Raw genomic sequence first — 17,222 nt, 5'->3', positions numbered from 1 at the left:
GCCACTTCCTGGACGCTGGCCGTGGCCTTCTGGCGCAACATCTCCTGACCGACCGGCGTCGCCAATGTGGCGAAGTCCTGACCGGAGAAGAGCATCACCAGGTTGTTGCGGATCACCGGCATGTGCACTTTGAGCGCTTCCAGATCGGCCTGATTACGCGCCAGCATGGTGATGCTCACCTGCATGTAGCGCTGACGGCCGTTCTGGTTGTAGTTGGCGACAAACGCCGGCGCCATGGGCTCGAAGATCGCTGGCTGCTTGCCGACCGGAGCGGTCTCGGCTGCAGCGGCAGGCTTGCTCTGGGCACTGTGCATGAAGAACCAGGTCGCCCCCACGGATGCACCAATGGCCAACAGCAACGCGAGCACGATCACAATGATCAGCTTGAGTTTGCCTTTGGTTGCGGGGTCTTTTACAGCTGCTGCTTCGCTCTTCGCCATGCCAATAATCCGTCACTATTCGGGTTTTCACAGTCGCACGGCAAGGCAAGAGCAAGTGTTATGCCAGAAGTGTCGGAGCGTATTGGAGAGCACCACGAAACCACTGTGGGAGCCAGCCTGCTGGCGATGGCGATATACCAGTCAACAGAGATATTGACTGCCATGGCCTCATCGCCAGCAGGCTGGCTCCCACAGGTTTATGCGTTGTATCAGGCGTAGTAGTCGACGGCGCTGGAGCCGATCACGCTGGTGGTTTGCGCAGCTGCTTCGGCGATGCTGGCCGCAGCCAGTTCTTCATCGGCCGAATCCAGACGACCACCGGCAGCGCTGGTCCGGCCACTCTGGCCCTGCTGCGCCTGCTCCTGACCTTGCTGACCCTGCCAGCCACGGCTCTGGTCGGAGACGTTGACGTCCACCTGGCCCATGCCCTGCTGGTTGAACATCTCGCGCAGACGATGCATCTGCCCATCGAGCGCTTCACGCACACTTGGATGCGCGCTCATGAACGTCACTTGGGTCTGCTGGTCCGGGACCATGTTGACGCGGATATCCAGACGCCCCAGTTCGGCAGGCTGCAACTGAATGTCCGCCGCCTTCAGATTGGCGCTCGACAGGTACATGACGCGGTTGACCACTTCCTCAGTCCAACCGCTCTGATGCATGGCGATCGGCTGATTCACCGGCACCGCGTTGGCGGTTTTCGGCGTTGCCGCCTGAGTCAGCGCCGCCAGACGGTTGGCGAAGTCATCGACCCGGGTATCGCTGGTGGCGGTTTTCAGGTCTTTCAGGCCATCGTCGATCAAACCACTGAAGGCCTTGTCGCCTTGACTGGTGCTGTCCTTGTCGGCCTGCACGTCGAGCATGCTGGCCATGCCGGCGGCAAAGGTCTGCGCCGAGGTCAATTCACCGTCAGCCTGAGTCTGAGCCGGTGCGGCCTTGGGTTGAGCCTGGCTGGAAGCGGAGATATGCCCGCCCTGCTCCATCGCCATGCGCAGTGCCGGCAATGCGTCGAGCGGATCGGACGCCGGATCGAAATCGCTGTCGGTTGTCGCTGCCGGGTCTTTGACTGCTGGCAACACGGCTACTGCCGGGGTTTCGACTTTAGGCTGCGCCGCTTCGACAACCGGAGCTGGCACCACAGGTGCGGCAACCGCTGGCTGCACCACCTGCGCCAGTGCCGGATCGAGCACCGGGTCAGTTACCGTAGCGTCGGCCACTGGTGTTTGCGTGGTATCCGTCGAATCGTCGTCAGCGGTCTTGTCATCAGTGGCAGACGTTGCCGACGGGTCGGCGGGCAAGGCATTGCCGCTATCGGCAACCGTCGTCTGCGCAGCGGCAGACTGATCCTTGCCGACGTCCTTCTTGCCGCTGTTGTCAGCGACCTTGGCGGATGTCGATTTCGCCTGGTTATCAGCAACAGCCGAAGGCTTGTTCGGACCTTGATCGGCGAACACCTTGGCGAAGCTTGAGGCTTTGTCTACAGGCTCTGCGGCCATTGCCGGCGCTTTGGCCGAGGCGGCTTGAGCCTTGGCCTGGGCGGCGGTCTGAAGAAAAATGTTGGGGGTCGCAGGCATTACACGGTCTCCGCTGCACTGGGATCGTAGGTACAGTTGAGCGAGATGACTGCAAGTGCCGGGCCAGTTTTGCCCGACGCTTGCGAAAAGCGCCGGGCGGCTGACTTAGTGAATGAGCGCGTGCTGTCGCTCATCTTCATAGACGGGACGTACCTGATCAAACTCGCTGCTGATATCAGCGACCAGTTTGACGATTTCCGCGGGGCTTTTATCTTTGGCGTACGACTCCAGCTCCTGACACAGTTCGGTCAGGCGAATCGCCCCCATGTTGCTGGCGCTGCCCTTGAGGCTATGCGCAACTTCGGACAGAACTTTGGCATCGGCGGTTTTTTGCAGCTCTTGCAGACGAATTTCAGAATCCGCCAGGAAGGTATCCAACAAATCCGGATAACCGTCTTCCATCACTTCGCGCAATGCGCCCAGTGCCTCGTGATCCACATGAATGTCTCTCACTTGCTCACTCCTTGATCAAGAATTCGCGGATTATGCCTCAATCTCCCAAAAAAACTCCACGCGAGCACTGCGACCATCGTCGGACCAAGAGGCGTTACGCCCTAATTGCCGGACCAGACTCACACCACGTCCCGACAGACGGACATCCTCAAGCGGTCGATTCATCACTCGCGACACATCAAAACCCTTGCCGCTGTCCTCGACCCGAATGATCAGGCAACCACCCTTTTCTCGCGGTTTAACGTCCAGATGCACGCGCACGTAACCATCCTGCAGAGCCTCCAGCCGCGAATTGCGCTGTTCGTAGTAACGCGCGAACCCTGAAGCATCACGCTTGAGACTTGAATCCAGACCCAGCACTCCATGCTCCAGCGCATTGGAATACAACTCGGCGAGCACGCTGTACAAGGCGCCGCTTTGCGCGCGCAGTCCGTGAACCTCTTGCAGCAATTGCAGCAGGTAAGGCAGCGGATTGAAGCGCTTGAGGGTTGCGCCTCTGTATTCAAAGCTCACCGACCAGTCCAGTGGCGACGATTGGCCGCTGTCGGAATACACCGGCGGCGACGGCGTGATCTGCGTCGCGTCGAGCAGGCTGACTTCGACCATGCTCACATCGTCACGCGGCTCACCGCGAAATTCCTCCAGGGCTCGCTCAATCTCGACAAACAGGTCGTCCGGCTGACGGTTGGCGGCAAACAGTTGCTGCAAACGCTCGACGCCGAACAAACGCTCTTCAGCATCAGTGGTATCGATCACCCCGTCGGACAACAGGAACACCCGGTCACCGACGGCCATGGTCTGCACTTCGGTACGGTCATCGAACGCCTGCGGACTGAGTACGCCCAACGGTAAATGCCGCGCCGGCAGCGGCACCCGCTCACCGGTCTCGACCCGATGCAGATAGCCATCCGGCATGCCGCCGTTCCACACCTCTACCGAGCGACGTTGAAAACTCAGACACAGCAGCGTCGCGCAGCAGAACATGTCCACCGGCAGGATGCGTTTGAGCTTGGCGTTCATTTCCCGCAGCGTTTCCGCCAGGCCATAGCCTTTGGCGGTCATGCCATAGAACACTTCGGCCAGTGGCATCGCGCCAACCGCTGCCGGCAGACCGTGACCGGTGAAATCGCCGAGCAACACATGCATGTCGCCCGCCGGGGTATACGCTGCCAGCAACAAGTCGCCGTTGAACAGTGCGTAAGGCGATTGCAGATAGCGAATGTTCGGCGCGCTCAGGCAACCCGAGTGCGCGACCTTGTCGAACACCGCTTTGGCCACGCGTTGTTCGTTGAGCAGGTAATCGTGATGTTTGGCGATCAGATCGCGCTGCTGCAGGACTGTCGCCTGCAAGCGCCGCAAACGATCCATCGCCTTGATTTTGGCGGCGAGGATCACCTGGTTGTAGGGTTTCGCCAGAAAGTCGTCACCACCAGCGTCCAGACAGCGGGCCAGCGCTTCGCTTTCGGTGAGCGAGGTGAGGAAGATGATCGGCACCAGGGTTTCCCCCGCCAGTGCCTTGATCTGTCGCGCCGCTTCGAAGCCGTCCATCACCGGCATCATCGCGTCCATCAACACCAGATGCGGTTGCTGCCGGGCGAAAACCTCGACCGCTTCGGCACCGTTGGCCGCCGTCAGCACTTCATGGCCCTGACGGCGGACGATGGTCGAGAGCAGCAAGCGGTCGGCAGCGCTGTCTTCGGCGATCAGGATCGTTAGCGGCTCTTGCGCCTGCATGGCCGTCAACTGATGTCGAAAAGCTTGTCGAAGTTGGAGATGGCGAGGATCTTTCGTACGTCCGAGCTGCTGTTTACAACACGAATATCAGATTTATCACCGCCAGCGTGATCGCGCAGAAGAAGCAGCATGCCTAGCGCAGAGCTGTCGAGGTAAGTGGTCTCTTTCAGATCCAGCTCATAAGAGTTCGGCTCGGGGTCAACCCTCTCATAGGAGTTGCGGAATTCTTGATGCTTACCGAAATCAAAACGCCCCTTGACCGAGATGATTAGCTTTTTCCCATCCGGAGAGACTTCTGTAACGACTGACATTGACTGGCTTCCTTGTCATTGACGAACTTGTACAAGGTTTAGCATCTGGGATGGGTTGGGGCAAGGCGCAGGGCAAGATCAAAAGATCGCAGCCTTCGGCAGCTCCTACACCGATTACCCGTAGGAGCTGCCGAAGGCTGCGATCTTTTGATCTTTTTTTAGAAAGGATCGTGGCGGGGTAATCGCTGCGACAACTCATCCAGCAACTTCTGCTCGCGCTTGTCTTCGAGGCGTTGTGCCTCTTCGCGGTAGCGCTGCACCAGTTTGCGCAAACCTTCGACCTTGGCGAACGCCTGCTGCCAGGCATCGCGGGCGTTATCCAGATTCTTCTGGTGCCAGGCCAGGCTTTGACGCTGCTGATCGATTGCCGTGTCGAGTTGTGCAAGAAAACCGTGATAACCCAACAGCCATTGCCCGGACACGCCGTCGCGGCCGCGCATGACCCACTGTTCCTGATAATCCAGACGAAAGGCATCAAGGTCGGCGAGTTTGCTTTCAGCCACTTTCACATGGCCCTGAAAGTATCCCAGACGCTGCACGGCGGTTTTCTCGGCCTTTTCGGCCATGTCCACCACCGGCGCCAGACGCGCGGCTCGGCTGACAGCCATGAGCGCTTACCCGCCCGTCACAGGGGCTAACAGGGTTTCCAGATAGGCCTGGCTTTCGCCCATGTTGATTTTGTCGTTCAGACCCTGACGCTGGTATCGAACCAGTTGCGCTTGCAGGGAAATCGCCAAGTCCGTCTCGCGGTCGCCGCCGGCGACGTAAGCGCCGACGCTGATCAAGTCTCGACTCTGTTGATAGCGCGACCACAACTGCTTGAAATACTGGGCGCGTTGCATGTGTTCCGGCGAGACCACCGCCGGCATCACCCGGCTGATCGAGGCTTCGATATCGATGGCCGGATAATGCCCTTCCTCGGCCAGACGCCGGGACAGCACGATGTGCCCGTCGAGCACGCCTCGCGCCGAGTCGGCAATCGGGTCCTGCTGGTCATCGCCTTCGGACAATACGGTGTAGAACGCAGTGATCGAACCACCGCCCTTCTCCGCATTACCGGCGCGCTCCACCAGTTTTGGCAACTTGGCGAACACCGACGGCGGGTAGCCTTTGGTGGCCGGTGGCTCACCAATGGCCAAGGCGATTTCCCGCTGCGCCTGGGCGAAACGGGTCAGCGAATCCATCAGCAACAGAACGTTTTTGCCCTTGTCGCGGAAATACTCGGCGATCCGCGTGCAGTACATCGCAGCGCGCAGACGCATCAGTGGCGCGTCGTCGGCTGGGGATGCAACCACCACCGAACGCTTGAGGCCTTCTTCACCGAGGATGTGCTCGATGAATTCCTTGACCTCTCGACCCCGCTCACCGATCAGGCCAACGACGATGATGTCGGCCTCGGTGAAGCGGGTCATCATGCCCAGCAGTACCGATTTACCGACACCTGTACCGGCGAACAGACCAAGACGCTGACCCCGGCCGACCGTCAACAAACCGTTGATGCAACGGATGCCCACGTCCAGCGGTTCGCTGATCGGGTCACGGTTGAGCGGGTTGATCGTCGGGCCGTCCATCGGCACCCAGTCTTCGGCTTTCATCCCGCCCTTGCCGTCCAGCGCACGACCGGCACCGTCAAGGACACGACCGAGCATGCTCATGCCCATCGGCAAACGACCAGTATCGGCCAGCGGCACTACACGGGCGCCGGGCGCGATGCCGGCGACGCTGCCGACCGGCATCAGAAAGACTTTGCTGCCGGAGAAACCCATGACTTCCGCTTCAACCTGCGACGGGTGATAGCTGTCGTCATTGATCACCATGCAGCGCGTGCCCATGGCGGCGCGCAGGCCTTCGGCTTCGAGTGTCAGGCCGACCATGCGCAGCAGGCGGCCTTCAAGAATCGGCGCCCCGGCAATCTCGACGGCCTCGGCATATTTACCGAGACGCTTGGCGAAACTGGTGCGTTCAAGGCGCATCGGGGGCGTCCGCGAGCGGCTCTTCAGCGATGGGTTCAGGCTTCGGCGTTTCCGGCAGGTCGAGGGTCAGATCCGGCGCGGCTGGATGCAAGGCCTGTTCGTGCAACTGGTCGAACAGCTTGGCCATGACCTGACTGACGCGCGATTCAATACTCGCATCGATGCGGCTATGCTCGGTTTCAACCCGGCAACCGCCCGGCAACAGGGCCTCGTCCTCGACGATGCGCCAGGTTTCTTCATGGCGTTCGCGCAAGGCTTTGGCTTGTTCGAAGTCCTGCGGATTGACGTACAGGCGCACGTTTTCCACGCCCAGCGGCAACAGCTTGAGCGCGTCGCGCATGACGTGTTCGATCTGGCTCGAATCGATGGCCAGTTCGCGCTTGATCACTTGTTTGGTGATGTGTTGCACGAGGTCGACCAGCGATTTTTCGATTTGCGTGTCCTGCTCGGCGATAGGCTCGAACAGGTTGCTCATCAACTGCTCAAGGCTGGCGATTTTCGCCGTCAGAGCGACTTCCGCTTCCTGACGCACCTTGAGCGTGGCGCTGTGAAAACCTTCTTTCTCGCCAATGCCGAAACCCTCGTTGTAAGCCTCCTGACGGATGCTTTCGAGTTCTTCCAGAGTCAGTGGCTGGACTTCCTCCAGCGGCACTTCCTCCATCTCCGGCGGCTCGGGTTCGGGCTCCGGCTCGGGTTCAGGTTTCGGCGGATCGAAGCTGGGCATTGTCCAGGTATCGAAGCCACGGACATCCCGGGCGCGGATCAGATCTGTCACAGACTCGTCATGCTTGTCCATGGGCTTAGATCATTTCCTCGCCACCCTTGCCACCGAGCACGATTTCTCCGGCTTCGGCCATACGGCGGGCGATGGTGAGGATTTCCTTCTGCGCAGTTTCGACGTCGCTGACGCGTACCGGGCCTTTGGCCTCGAGGTCGTCGCGCAACAGTTCGGCGGCACGTTTGGACATGTTCTTGAAGATCTTCTCTTTGACGCCTTCGTCCGAACCCTTGAGGGCCAGTACCAGCACGTCGGAAGACACTTCGCGCAACAGCGCCTGGATTCCGCGGTCGTCGACATCGGCCAGGTTGTTGAACACGAACATGAGGTCTTCGATCTGACCGGACAGGTCTTCGTCGACTTCGCGAATCGAATCCATGAGCTGGCCTTCGATCGAACTGTCGAGGAAGTTCATGATGTCCGCCGCACGCTTGATGCCACCCAGGGTGGTGCGCGAGGCATTCGAGTTGCCGGAGAACTGCTTCTCGAGAATCTGGTTCAGCTCTTTCAGCGCGGCTGGCTGCACGGTGTTCAACGACGAGACACGCAGGATGATGTCCAGACGCACCTTGTGGTCGAAGTTACCGAGCACTTCACCGGCCTGATCCGGATCGAGGTACGCCACCACGATCGCCTGAATCTGCGGGTGTTCGTAGCGGATCACGTCGGCAACGGCGCGCGGCTCCATCCATTTCAGGCTGTCGAGGCCGCTGGTGTTGCCACCGAGCAGGATGCGGTCGATCAGGCCGTTGGCCTTGTCTTCGCCCAGTGCCTGGGTGAGCATTTTGCGCACGTAGTCGTCGGAACCGACGCCCAGACTGGTCTGGTCGCCGACGATGTCGACGAATTCACTCATGACCTGCTCGACCTGCTCGCGATGGACATTGCCCATCTGCGCCATGGCCACGCCGACACGCTGGACCTCTTTCGGGCCCATGTGGCGCAGCACTTGCGCAGCGTCGGTCGAACCAAGGGACAGCAGCAGAATCGCGGCTTTGTCGACCTTGTTGAGTTTGACGGTAGCGGCTCGGTTATCACTCATCTGCGTTAATCCACTCTTTCACGACCTGGGCCACGCGACCCGGATCTTCGGCCACCAGGCTCTTGATTGCGTTCAATTGAGCGTCATAACCCTCGCTCGGGCTTGGCAGCAGAATGCTCTGCGGACCACCGAGACTTACACGGTCGTTACCCAACTCGCCATCCAGGCCGCCCATGCCACCGAGTTCGACATCGCTGCCGAGCCCGGCGAGTTCCTTACCTTTACCGCCGCCGGTGATGTTGTTGAGCACCGGACGCAACACGCCGAACACCAGCACCAGGATGAACAACACACCCAGCACTTGTTTGACGATGTCCCAGAACCACGGAGTGGAATAAAACGGAATATCGGCGATCACTTCTCCGCGCTCGGCGGAGAACGGCATGTTGATTACGCTGACGCTGTCGCCACGGCTGGCGTCGAAACCGACGGCGTCCTGCACCAGACGGGTGAAGCGCGCCAATTCGTCGGCGCTCCACGGGGCGCGGGTGGTTTCACCGTTGGCTGCGTTGACCTTGACCTGATCATCGACCACGACCGACACCGACAGACGATTCAGGCGACCCTGCTGCTGTTTGGTGTGGCTGATGGAACGGTCGAGCTCGAAGTTCTTGGTGGATTGTTGACGCTTGTCTGCCGGGTACGGCGCGAGCATTGGCTGGCCGGTGGCCGGGTCCATGATCTGCTGACCGTTGGCATCAACCAGTGGCTGACCTGGCTGAATCATCCCGGCAGGTGCTGCGGCACCCGCGGTGGTCTGCGGTGCCGAGGCTGGCGCTGGCGGCTGGTTGCTCAGGGCACCCGGCACACCTTGCGGGCCATTGCTGGCGGTACGTTGTTCATTGACCGACTGCTCGCTGCGCAACGCCGGTTGATCCGGGTTGAACTGCTCGGCGGTGGACTCGACGGCGTTGAAATCGATATCGGCCGACACTTCCGCCTTGTAGCGATCGTTGCCCAATACCGGTTGCAGAATGTTGTGTACACGCTGGGTGAGCATGCTTTCCATGCGGCGGCTGTAATCGAACTGCTTGCCGGCCATGGTCATTTCGGAGTTTTCCGCCTGATCAGAGAGCAGCGTGCCCTTCTGGTCGACGACGGTGATCTGCGATTTGCTCAGTTCGGGAACGGAAGTGGCCACCAGGTTGATGATGGCAATCACCTGACCTGGCTCCAGCGAACGACCGGAATACAACTCGACCAGCACCGAAGCGCTTGGCTTGCGTTCGTCACGGACGAACACCGAGCTTTTCGGAATCGCCAGATGCACGCGGGCACCCTTGACGTTGTTCAGGCTGGAAATGGTCCGCGCCAGTTCACCTTCGAGGCCGCGACGATAACGCGTCGCTTCCATGAACTGACTGGTGCCCAGACCCTGTTCCTTGTCGAGGATTTCGAAACCGATGTTGCCGTCGCTGGGAGTGACACCAGCAGCAGCGAGTTTCATCCGCGCACGGGACAGGTCATCGGCCTTGACCAGCAAGGCGCCGGAATTCGGTTCGACGTTGTAAGGGATATCGGCGGCGGCCAGGGTTTCCATGACCTGCTTGGCGTCCATACCGGCAAGGCTGCCGTACAGAGGCCGGTAGTCCGGTTGCTGTGACCACAACACCACGGCAAAGCCAATCGCCACGCTCGCAGCAAGGCCGACCAACAGGCCCACCTGACGCAGCATGGTCATCTCGGAGAGGTTTTCCAGGAAGGACAGGCCGAAGAGCGGCGGTTTGCCGTCTATCGGGGTGGCCTTGGCCGGAACGTTATCGGCGACTGCTTCTGCCATGACTCAATCTCGTCCTTAAACCGGCATCTGCATGATGTCTTGATACGCCTGAACCAGCTTGTTACGCACCTGGGTCAATGCCTGGAACGAAACACTGGCTTTCTGAGAGGAAATCATCACGTCAGTCAGATCGACGCCGCTTTTACCGATTTCAAATGCGTTGGCCAATTGAGTCGACGCCTGTTGGGTATCGCTGACTTTGTTGATGGCCTGACCGAGCATGTCGGAAAAGCTGCTGCCGGCCATTTCAGGCACGACGGCGGTCGATTTCGGCGCAGACATGGCGTCTATTTTCATGGCGTTCATATCCATGATCAACCGATTGAATTCAATACCTTGGCTCATGATCTACTCTCTTGGGCGGCCCGCAATTTTTTGACACTCACTCGGCGGGTACACAGGTGTTAGCAACAAGGGTGCCAGCTATCGGGCAGCCTTTCAGAAAAGCGTTTGCAAACTTTGGCGCGGTGAATCAGGTGGCGAACAGATAACCTTCGACGTCCATTCCGGCGTCCCGCATCTGCGCCAGTTTGTAGCGCAAGGTCCGCGGGCTGATGCCGAGCTTTTCCGCTGCCTCCTTGCGTCGCCCGCGCTCGGTGCGCAGGGTGTCGATGATCATCTGGAACTCGCGGCGGCGCAGGTCATCGCCCAGCGCCCCGGCGGATTCGGCCTCGACTTCGACCTCACGCACCAGTGGCTGCACCGGTGCAGCGACAGGCGCAGCGGTAAAGGTCACCGCACCGGTCAGACAGAAATCCTGCGGCTGGATCAAACCGCCCTGCTGCAAGATCAATGCGCGCTGAATCGCGTTATCCAGCTCACGCACATTGCCCGGCCACGGATAATTCGTCAGGCACTGTTGTGCGTCAGGCGAAAGCTTCGCCGCCGCGTGCTTCATTTTATTGACGTGTTTGGCCAGCAACCGCTCAGCCAACGGCAGGATATCGGCAGTGCGTTCGCGAAGTGGACGCCATGCGAGCGGAAAAACCGACAGTCGGTAAAAAAGATCTTCACGGAAGCGCCCCGCCGCCACTTCTCCCGCCAGATCACGGTTGGTGGTGGCGACTACGCGAATGTCCAGGGTGATCGGCTTGCGCGCACCCACGCGCTCAACTTCACGCTCCTGCAACACGCGCAGCAGTTTGGCTTGCAGGCCGAGAGGCATTTCAGAGATTTCGTCGAGCAGAATAGTGCCGCCATCCGCCTGTTCGAACTTGCCTGCCTGCGCCGCGATAGCGCCGGTGAACGAACCCTTCTCGTGACCGAAAAGCGTCGCTTCAAGCATGTTGTCGGGGATTGCCGCGCAGTTGATCGCAATGAACGGCTGGCTGGAACGGTGCGATTGCTGGTGGATGTAACGTGCCAGCACTTCTTTACCGGTGCCGGACTCGCCGGAGATCAATACCGTGGAATCGCTGCGCGCAACCCGCGCCGCCAGCTCAAGCAACTGCGCACTGGCAGGCTCGACCGCTATCGGGCCTTCGCTGTCACTGGCACTGATGCTGCCAAGCGCATGGCGCGCCACCAGATCCAGCAAGGCCTTGGGTTCGAATGGCTTGACCAGATAATCGGCGGCGCCCTGGCGCATCGCATCGACAGCACGCTCGACCGCGCCATGCGCAGTCATCAGCAACACCGGCAATTGCGGCTGTCGCGAGCGCAGCAGCGCGAGCAATTGGTGGCCATCCATGCCTGGCATGTTGACGTCACTGACCACCAGACTGAACGCTTCGCGCTCGACCGCCGTCAACGCCTCTTCCGCCGAACCAACGGCACGGAAATCGTGACCGGCCAGCAGCAACGTGTCGGCCAGCGCTTCGCGCAACGAGCGGTCATCCTCGACCAGCAAAACCTTGATGCCCATGTCTTTCACTCAGCTCCCTGTACAGCAGAAAACAGCGGCAGGATGACCTGCGCGCACGTACCGCGCCCGACTCGCGAGCGCAGCTGCAATTCTCCCTGATGTGCCCGGGCCACGGCTTTGACCACGGTCAGGCCAAGGCCGGTACCGGTGACTTTGGTGGTGAAAAATGGATCGCCGAGCCGCGTGAGCACGACCGGATCAATACCGCCGCCGCTGTCGCTGACACACAACCGCAGGCTGTTGTCGCGGGTGTAGCAATGTACTTTCAGGCGCACATCAGCGTTGCTGGCCTGAATCGCGTTTTCGATCAGATTCAGAATTGCCCCGACCAGCGTGTCGCGGTTGCACAGCAACTCGCCGGCATGGCTGTCGCACTGCCAGCGAATTGGCAGATCCTGCACATGAGTCAACGCAGCCGCTTGCAGCGACTGCATCAAGGCATTCGGGGTGATGCGGTCGGTCAGCGGCAGCTCGCCACGGGCAAACACCAGCATGTCGCGGACTTGATGTTCCAGTTCGTGCAGGCGCTCCTTGAGCCGACCGGCAAAACGCTGCTGGGTGGCGACCGGCAATTCCTGCTCAGTCAAATGACTGGCGTACAGCAGCGCAGCGGACAGCGGCGTACGAATCTGGTGAGCCAGCGAGGCCACCATGCGCCCCAGCGACGACAAGCGCTCGTGGCGCGCCAGTTGATCTTGCAGATGTCGGGTTTCAGTCAAGTCGTTGAGCAACACCAGTTGCCCCGGCTCGGCGTCCAGTGAGCGAGTGGCAATCGACAGGCGTCGACCAGTGGTCAGGGACACTTCGTGGCCATCGTCTTCACGCGGGGCGAAGCAGCGGGCAATTACATGGCGCCACAACTCACCTTCCAGCGGCAGACCGAGCAGCTCGCAGGCAGCCGGGTTGGCTTCGCGGACGATGCCGTGACCGTCGATCACGATGACGCCACCAGGCAACAGGTCGAGGAGGTTCTGCAGACGGTTGGCCAGGCGTTCTTTTTCGGCCAGTTCCTGCATGCGCTGGGCACTGACTACGGCGAGTTCGCCCTTGAGCTCAGTGACCCGGGCCTCAAGCATGCTGTAGGAGTCAGTCAACTGGCTCGACATCTGATTGAACAGCGCAAACGCCTGCTCAAGACCCTGACGGCTTGCCTGCTCTACGGACGAAGGTTGCCCCTCGGGACTGGAGGCAGAAGACATCTGGGAGGCTTGGGGCATTGTGCTCTCTCGCTTGGCTGACCGTCAGTGAAACGGAACGTTGCGAGGGATGTAGCAATACCCGTGCCTAAAAAAAACTGCTTATAAATGAATGAGTTGAAAAACAGGCGTCAATCATCCGCCTGTTCATCACCTTCACGCCGGCTCATGCCGTATTTGCGCATCTTCTCGACCAGTGTGGTGCGACGAATGCGCAGACGTTCAGCGGCACGCGCAACAATCCCATTGGCATCATCGAGCGCCTGCTGAATCAGCCCCTGCTCCAGACCACCGAGGTAGTCCTTCAAGTCCAGGCCTTCCGGCGGCAACATGGCGTTGGCGGTGAAGTCCGGGGTGTGGCCATTGATCGCCACCCGTTCTTCAAGATCGCTGCGCAGGCTGTCAACCAGTTGCTCGTCTTCGTCGTCGACGTAGCGGAATTTCTTCGGCAATTCGACCACGCCGATCACCCCGTACGGATGCATGATCGCCATGCGCTCCACCAGGTTGGCCAGCTCGCGGACGTTGCCCGGCCAGGCGTGGCGGCACAGCGACATGATCGCCGCCGAGTTGAAACGGATCGAACCGCGTTTCTCGTGCTCCATGCGCGAGATCAGCTCGTTCATCAGTAGCGGGATGTCTTCGACGCGCTCACGCAGCGGCGCCATCTCGATCGGGAACACGTTCAGGCGATAGTAGAGATCTTCGCGGAAGGTACCGATCTCGATCATGCTTTCAAGATTCTTGTGCGTCGCAGCGATGATGCGCACGTCGACACTCTGGGTCTTGTTGCTGCCCACGCGCTCGAAGGTGCGCTCCTGCAACACGCGCAGCAACTTGACCTGCATCGGCAGTGGCATGTCGCCGATTTCGTCGAGGAACAGCGTACCGCCGTTGGCCAGTTCGAAACGCCCGGCACGGCTGGTGATTGCGCCGGTGAAGGCACCCTTCTCGTGACCGAACAATTCGCTTTCCAGCAGCTCTGCCGGGATCGCCCCGCAGTTAACCGGCACGAACGGCGCGTCGCGGCGCTTGGAATGGTAATGCAGGTTGCGCGCAACCACTTCCTTGCCAGTGCCGGACTCGCCGAGGATCAGCACGCTGGCGTCGGTGTCGGCCACTTGCTGCATCATCTGGCGCACGTGCTGGATCGCTCGGCTGGTGCCGACGAGACTGCGGAAAAGGTTGGGTTCGCGATGACGGCCGCGTTCGCGGGCCTGATCGTACATTTCGCGATAGACCTGGGCGCGGTGCAGGGAGTCGAGCAATTTGCTGTAGCTGGGCGGCATTTCGAGGGTCGAAAGCACTCGGCGGCGCTGGTCTTCAGGCAAGTCGACGGAAGAATTATCGCCCATCAACAAAACCGGAAGGAACTCATCCCAGGTTGAGAGTGTCTTTAACAAGCCCAATAGCGCACCCGGAGCATTGACCGTCCCGATCAGCACGCAAATGACTTCACGACTTGATGACAAAGAGCCGACAGCCTGCTGCCAGTCATGGCTGCCGCAGGGTAAATTTTCTTCGCCGAGAAAATTCAAGATCACCGCCAAGTCGCGGCGGCGGACGCTATCGTCATCGATCAGCAGAATTTTGGTTTCACGCCACATGCAATAGCAACTTCCCTAGTCAACTCAATGCCCGAAAAATGGGGCAAGCGAGACGCTTGCAGGACACTATGTGCCTGTAGACGCCTGAAATCTGAAAACAGCCACTAGTTAAGTCAAAAAACCGTGCACAGTCAAATTTATGGCGCACATCTCTGGATTAACCGGGGATTAATTAACCAAACAGATGGTAAACCTTTGCCGCTTTCTGCGCATTGGTGATCTGCGACATCTCGTTGGCTATCGCCTGACGCTCCCCCATGGCCGCCTCAAGCAGTTGCTTGTAGACGTGCAGCAACTCCTCAAGACTTGCGCGCAACGCGACCTCGTCAAGCGTGGCTTCCGCCATGACGTCTTCCATGCAGGAACGACAAGCCAGATCCAGCTCGCCTACTACCTCCCAATTACGCTCCGCCAAGGCACTGGCCAACGCTTCACGGGTATCGGCTATTCGCTGCAGTACAAGACTCATGGTGATCTCCTTTAAAACTGAGGACCTGGCGGAGCAATACCGTCCCAGCCTTCCTTCACGGTGCGCAGCAGCCCGGCGACCTCATCGAGAATCAGTGGATCACTGTCGATGTTGGCCTGCGCCAGGCGCTTCATCATGTAGATGTAGAGCTGGTTGAGATCAGCCACCGAATCGGCGTTGTTTTCCAGATCGAGACCTTCACACAAGCCACCGATGATGCCAACGGCCTTGCTGATGGCAGTGCCTTTGCCCGGAATATCCTTGCGCTCGATGGCGCCTTTGGCCTGAGCGATACGCTCCAGGCCGCCTTCCATCAACATTTGCACCAGGCGGTGCGGGCTCGCTTCGGATGTCTGGGCGTGTGCGCCGACTTTCTGATATTGCCGAAGGGCTAACATTGGGTTCATGTTCTACCTCATTGCCACAATGACTCGTATAACCAGTGTATCGCCAGCGAGCCACAAAACTTTAGATGAAAAGACAAAAACCCGGCGCACGCCGATAAAGCGTAGCCGGGTTTTTGTCGTCAGGTCATGACTAGCTGGCGGACTTCTGCGCGTCCAGCGAAGCGAAGAACGAGGTAATGTTACTCGCCGTCGCTTTCATCTGACCGACCAACAGGTCCATGGCGTTGTACTTGGCGGTCAATGTCGCCGTCAGGCTCGCCACGTGTATGTCGAGTGCGGTCTGCTGACTTTTCAGGCTCGCAGCCGAACTGGTCAGATTGCTGCTGCGCTGATCCAGCAGCCCCGTACCCGGCTTGACGTAGGGATCGACAGCGCTCTTCATGCGCGCCAGCAAACCGTTAGTGGACGTGGTGCCGGAGAACAACTGCTGAACCTGACCCGCCATCCCGGGTGTGCTCATACGATCATTGAACACCTTGGTGTCCAGCGTCAGCTCACCGGTTTCCTTGTCAGTCAGGACGCCCATCTGCGCCAGCACGGCCAGGCTACCGCTACCGGAGCTGCTCATGGTCAGCTGCGAACGAATATCCGCCATCAGCGAGCGTGGCAGCGAGTCACCGGTAAACGCAGCAGAAACGGTCAGATTGCCATTTTCATCCGCTGTCGCATTGGACAAGGTGTCGATGGTTCTCTTCAGAGTGTTGTAGGAATCCATAAACGACTGAAGCGACGTCTGGATACCCGTAGTGTTGGTGGCGACGGTGACAGTCGCGGCGGTCTGGACTCCAGCGGCGTCTTTAGGGCTCACCGAAGTGAGGTTCAGCGTCATGCCGCTGATTGCACCCGACACCGTATTGCTTTTGCTGGTGACGAGCAGTCCGTCAATGGTGATCTGGGCATCCTGAGCCAACCCACCCACAGCGCCCGAGGCACCCGGTGCAGGACTCCCACCCATTGGCTGGGTACCGTCGATTTCCAGGCCGGCAATACCGCTGACCTGCATGTCCATGCCGGCACCGGTCTTGCTCGAACTCAGCACCAGACGCGAGGCACCAGTGGCGTCGGTCACGATGTTGGCAGAAATACCGTTGCTGGCCTGCGCGGTGTTGATCGCATCCCGAGTGCTCTGCAAGGTGGCATTGGCCGGAATCGCGACATTGTAATCAATGCCATTCTGACTGATTTTCAGAGTACCACTCGGAATGGCACTGGTTGCGCCGCCAGCGAATGCGGCACTGGCTACTTTCGAGCCGGTTGCCAGATTCTTCACGACAACGCTATAGCTGCCAGGCACAGCCGTGCTGTTGGAGGTAGCGCCGAGGACAGTCGGAGTGTCCGACGTCGCGGTATAACCGGCAAATGCAGGGTTCGTCGCCTGCCCAAGATCGGTCATCGATTTCTGGAACGCCGCGAGCGCGCTTTTCAGCGAGCCAACACCGGAAATCTTCAATGAGTTGGTTTTTGTCTGAGTATCGATCTGCGTCTGCTTGGCCGACTTGTCGGCATTGACCAGCGCGGTCACGATCGAACCGATGTCCAGACCGGAACCCAGTCCCGAACCCGGCAAAATTGGACTTGCCATGTGCATCTCCCT

The 17,222-nt window shown here is 59.6% G+C and carries 17 protein-coding genes; all 17 read right to left on the bottom strand.

The features are described 5' to 3' along the window. A partial coding sequence (locus ACIOZM_RS04545; protein WP_401209711.1) for a flagellar basal body-associated protein FliL occupies positions 1–440 on the bottom strand: 440 nt, incomplete at its 3' end. Positions 441–649: 209 nt separating this feature from the next. Continuing rightward, on the bottom strand, positions 650–2,014 hold the full coding sequence (locus tag ACIOZM_RS04540) for a flagellar hook-length control protein FliK (RefSeq protein ID WP_401209714.1): 1,365 nt from the start codon (positions 2,012–2,014) through the stop codon (positions 650–652). A 105-nt stretch (positions 2,015–2,119) separates the two neighbouring features. Continuing rightward, complete coding sequence (locus ACIOZM_RS04535) at positions 2,120–2,467, bottom strand: Hpt domain-containing protein (RefSeq protein WP_401209716.1); 348 nt, start codon at positions 2,465–2,467, stop codon at positions 2,120–2,122. A 30-nt stretch (positions 2,468–2,497) separates the two neighbouring features. After that, on the bottom strand, positions 2,498–4,201 hold the full coding sequence (locus ACIOZM_RS04530; protein WP_401209718.1) for a SpoIIE family protein phosphatase: 1,704 nt from the start codon (positions 4,199–4,201) through the stop codon (positions 2,498–2,500). 5 nt (positions 4,202–4,206) lie between these two features. Continuing rightward, entirely contained in the window at positions 4,207–4,512 is a 306-nt protein-coding gene (locus tag ACIOZM_RS04525) for an STAS domain-containing protein (RefSeq protein WP_401209721.1), read from the bottom strand. Between the two features lie 158 nt (positions 4,513–4,670). Next, positions 4,671–5,120 carry a flagellar export protein FliJ gene (gene fliJ / locus ACIOZM_RS04520; protein WP_401209724.1) on the bottom strand — a complete coding sequence of 150 codons (450 nt, stop codon included), beginning with the start codon at positions 5,118–5,120 and terminating at the stop codon, positions 4,671–4,673. Between the two features lie 6 nt (positions 5,121–5,126). Further along, entirely contained in the window at positions 5,127–6,485 is a 1,359-nt protein-coding gene (fliI, locus tag ACIOZM_RS04515) for a flagellar protein export ATPase FliI (RefSeq protein ID WP_401209727.1), read from the bottom strand. Beyond that, positions 6,475–7,281: a flagellar assembly protein FliH gene (gene fliH / locus ACIOZM_RS04510; protein WP_401209730.1), complete on the bottom strand. Its 807-nt coding sequence runs from the start codon at positions 7,279–7,281 to the stop codon at positions 6,475–6,477. The genes fliI and fliH overlap by 11 nt, the downstream gene beginning before the upstream one ends. Before the next feature lie 4 nt (positions 7,282–7,285). Continuing rightward, positions 7,286–8,305, bottom strand: coding sequence for a flagellar motor switch protein FliG (fliG, locus tag ACIOZM_RS04505; protein WP_007920042.1), 1,020 nt, complete (start codon positions 8,303–8,305; stop codon positions 7,286–7,288). After that, entirely contained in the window at positions 8,298–10,085 is a 1,788-nt protein-coding gene (gene fliF, locus ACIOZM_RS04500; RefSeq protein WP_401209733.1) for a flagellar basal-body MS-ring/collar protein FliF, read from the bottom strand. The genes fliG and fliF overlap by 8 nt, the downstream gene beginning before the upstream one ends. Before the next feature lie 15 nt (positions 10,086–10,100). After that, positions 10,101–10,382 carry a flagellar hook-basal body complex protein FliE gene (fliE, locus tag ACIOZM_RS04495; RefSeq protein WP_401209915.1) on the bottom strand — a complete coding sequence of 94 codons (282 nt, stop codon included), beginning with the start codon at positions 10,380–10,382 and terminating at the stop codon, positions 10,101–10,103. 175 nt (positions 10,383–10,557) lie between these two features. Next, a complete protein-coding gene (locus ACIOZM_RS04490; protein ID WP_401209917.1) occupies positions 10,558–11,949 on the bottom strand; it encodes a sigma-54-dependent transcriptional regulator in 1,392 nt (463 codons plus the stop codon). 5 nt (positions 11,950–11,954) lie between these two features. After that, entirely contained in the window at positions 11,955–13,166 is a 1,212-nt protein-coding gene (locus ACIOZM_RS04485; protein ID WP_401209736.1) for a sensor histidine kinase, read from the bottom strand. Between the two features lie 110 nt (positions 13,167–13,276). Then, positions 13,277–14,752: a sigma-54 dependent transcriptional regulator gene (locus ACIOZM_RS04480; protein ID WP_401209738.1), complete on the bottom strand. Its 1,476-nt coding sequence runs from the start codon at positions 14,750–14,752 to the stop codon at positions 13,277–13,279. A 172-nt stretch (positions 14,753–14,924) separates the two neighbouring features. Then, entirely contained in the window at positions 14,925–15,221 is a 297-nt protein-coding gene (locus ACIOZM_RS04475; RefSeq protein ID WP_401209741.1) for a flagellar protein FliT, read from the bottom strand. 11 nt (positions 15,222–15,232) lie between these two features. Continuing rightward, on the bottom strand, positions 15,233–15,628 hold the full coding sequence (gene fliS / locus ACIOZM_RS04470; protein ID WP_401209743.1) for a flagellar export chaperone FliS: 396 nt from the start codon (positions 15,626–15,628) through the stop codon (positions 15,233–15,235). A gap of 130 nt (positions 15,629–15,758) precedes the next feature. Beyond that, positions 15,759–17,210, bottom strand: coding sequence for a flagellar filament capping protein FliD (gene fliD, locus ACIOZM_RS04465; RefSeq protein ID WP_401209746.1), 1,452 nt, complete (start codon positions 17,208–17,210; stop codon positions 15,759–15,761). Between the last annotated feature and the right edge of the window lie 12 nt (positions 17,211–17,222).

It is taken from the genome of Pseudomonas sp. NPDC087346, assembly GCF_044744235.1.
Taxonomy (GTDB): domain Bacteria; phylum Pseudomonadota; class Gammaproteobacteria; order Pseudomonadales; family Pseudomonadaceae; genus Aquipseudomonas.
Note: the sequence above shows the minus strand (reverse complement) of the source record. Positions and strands in the feature narration are given on the sequence as shown.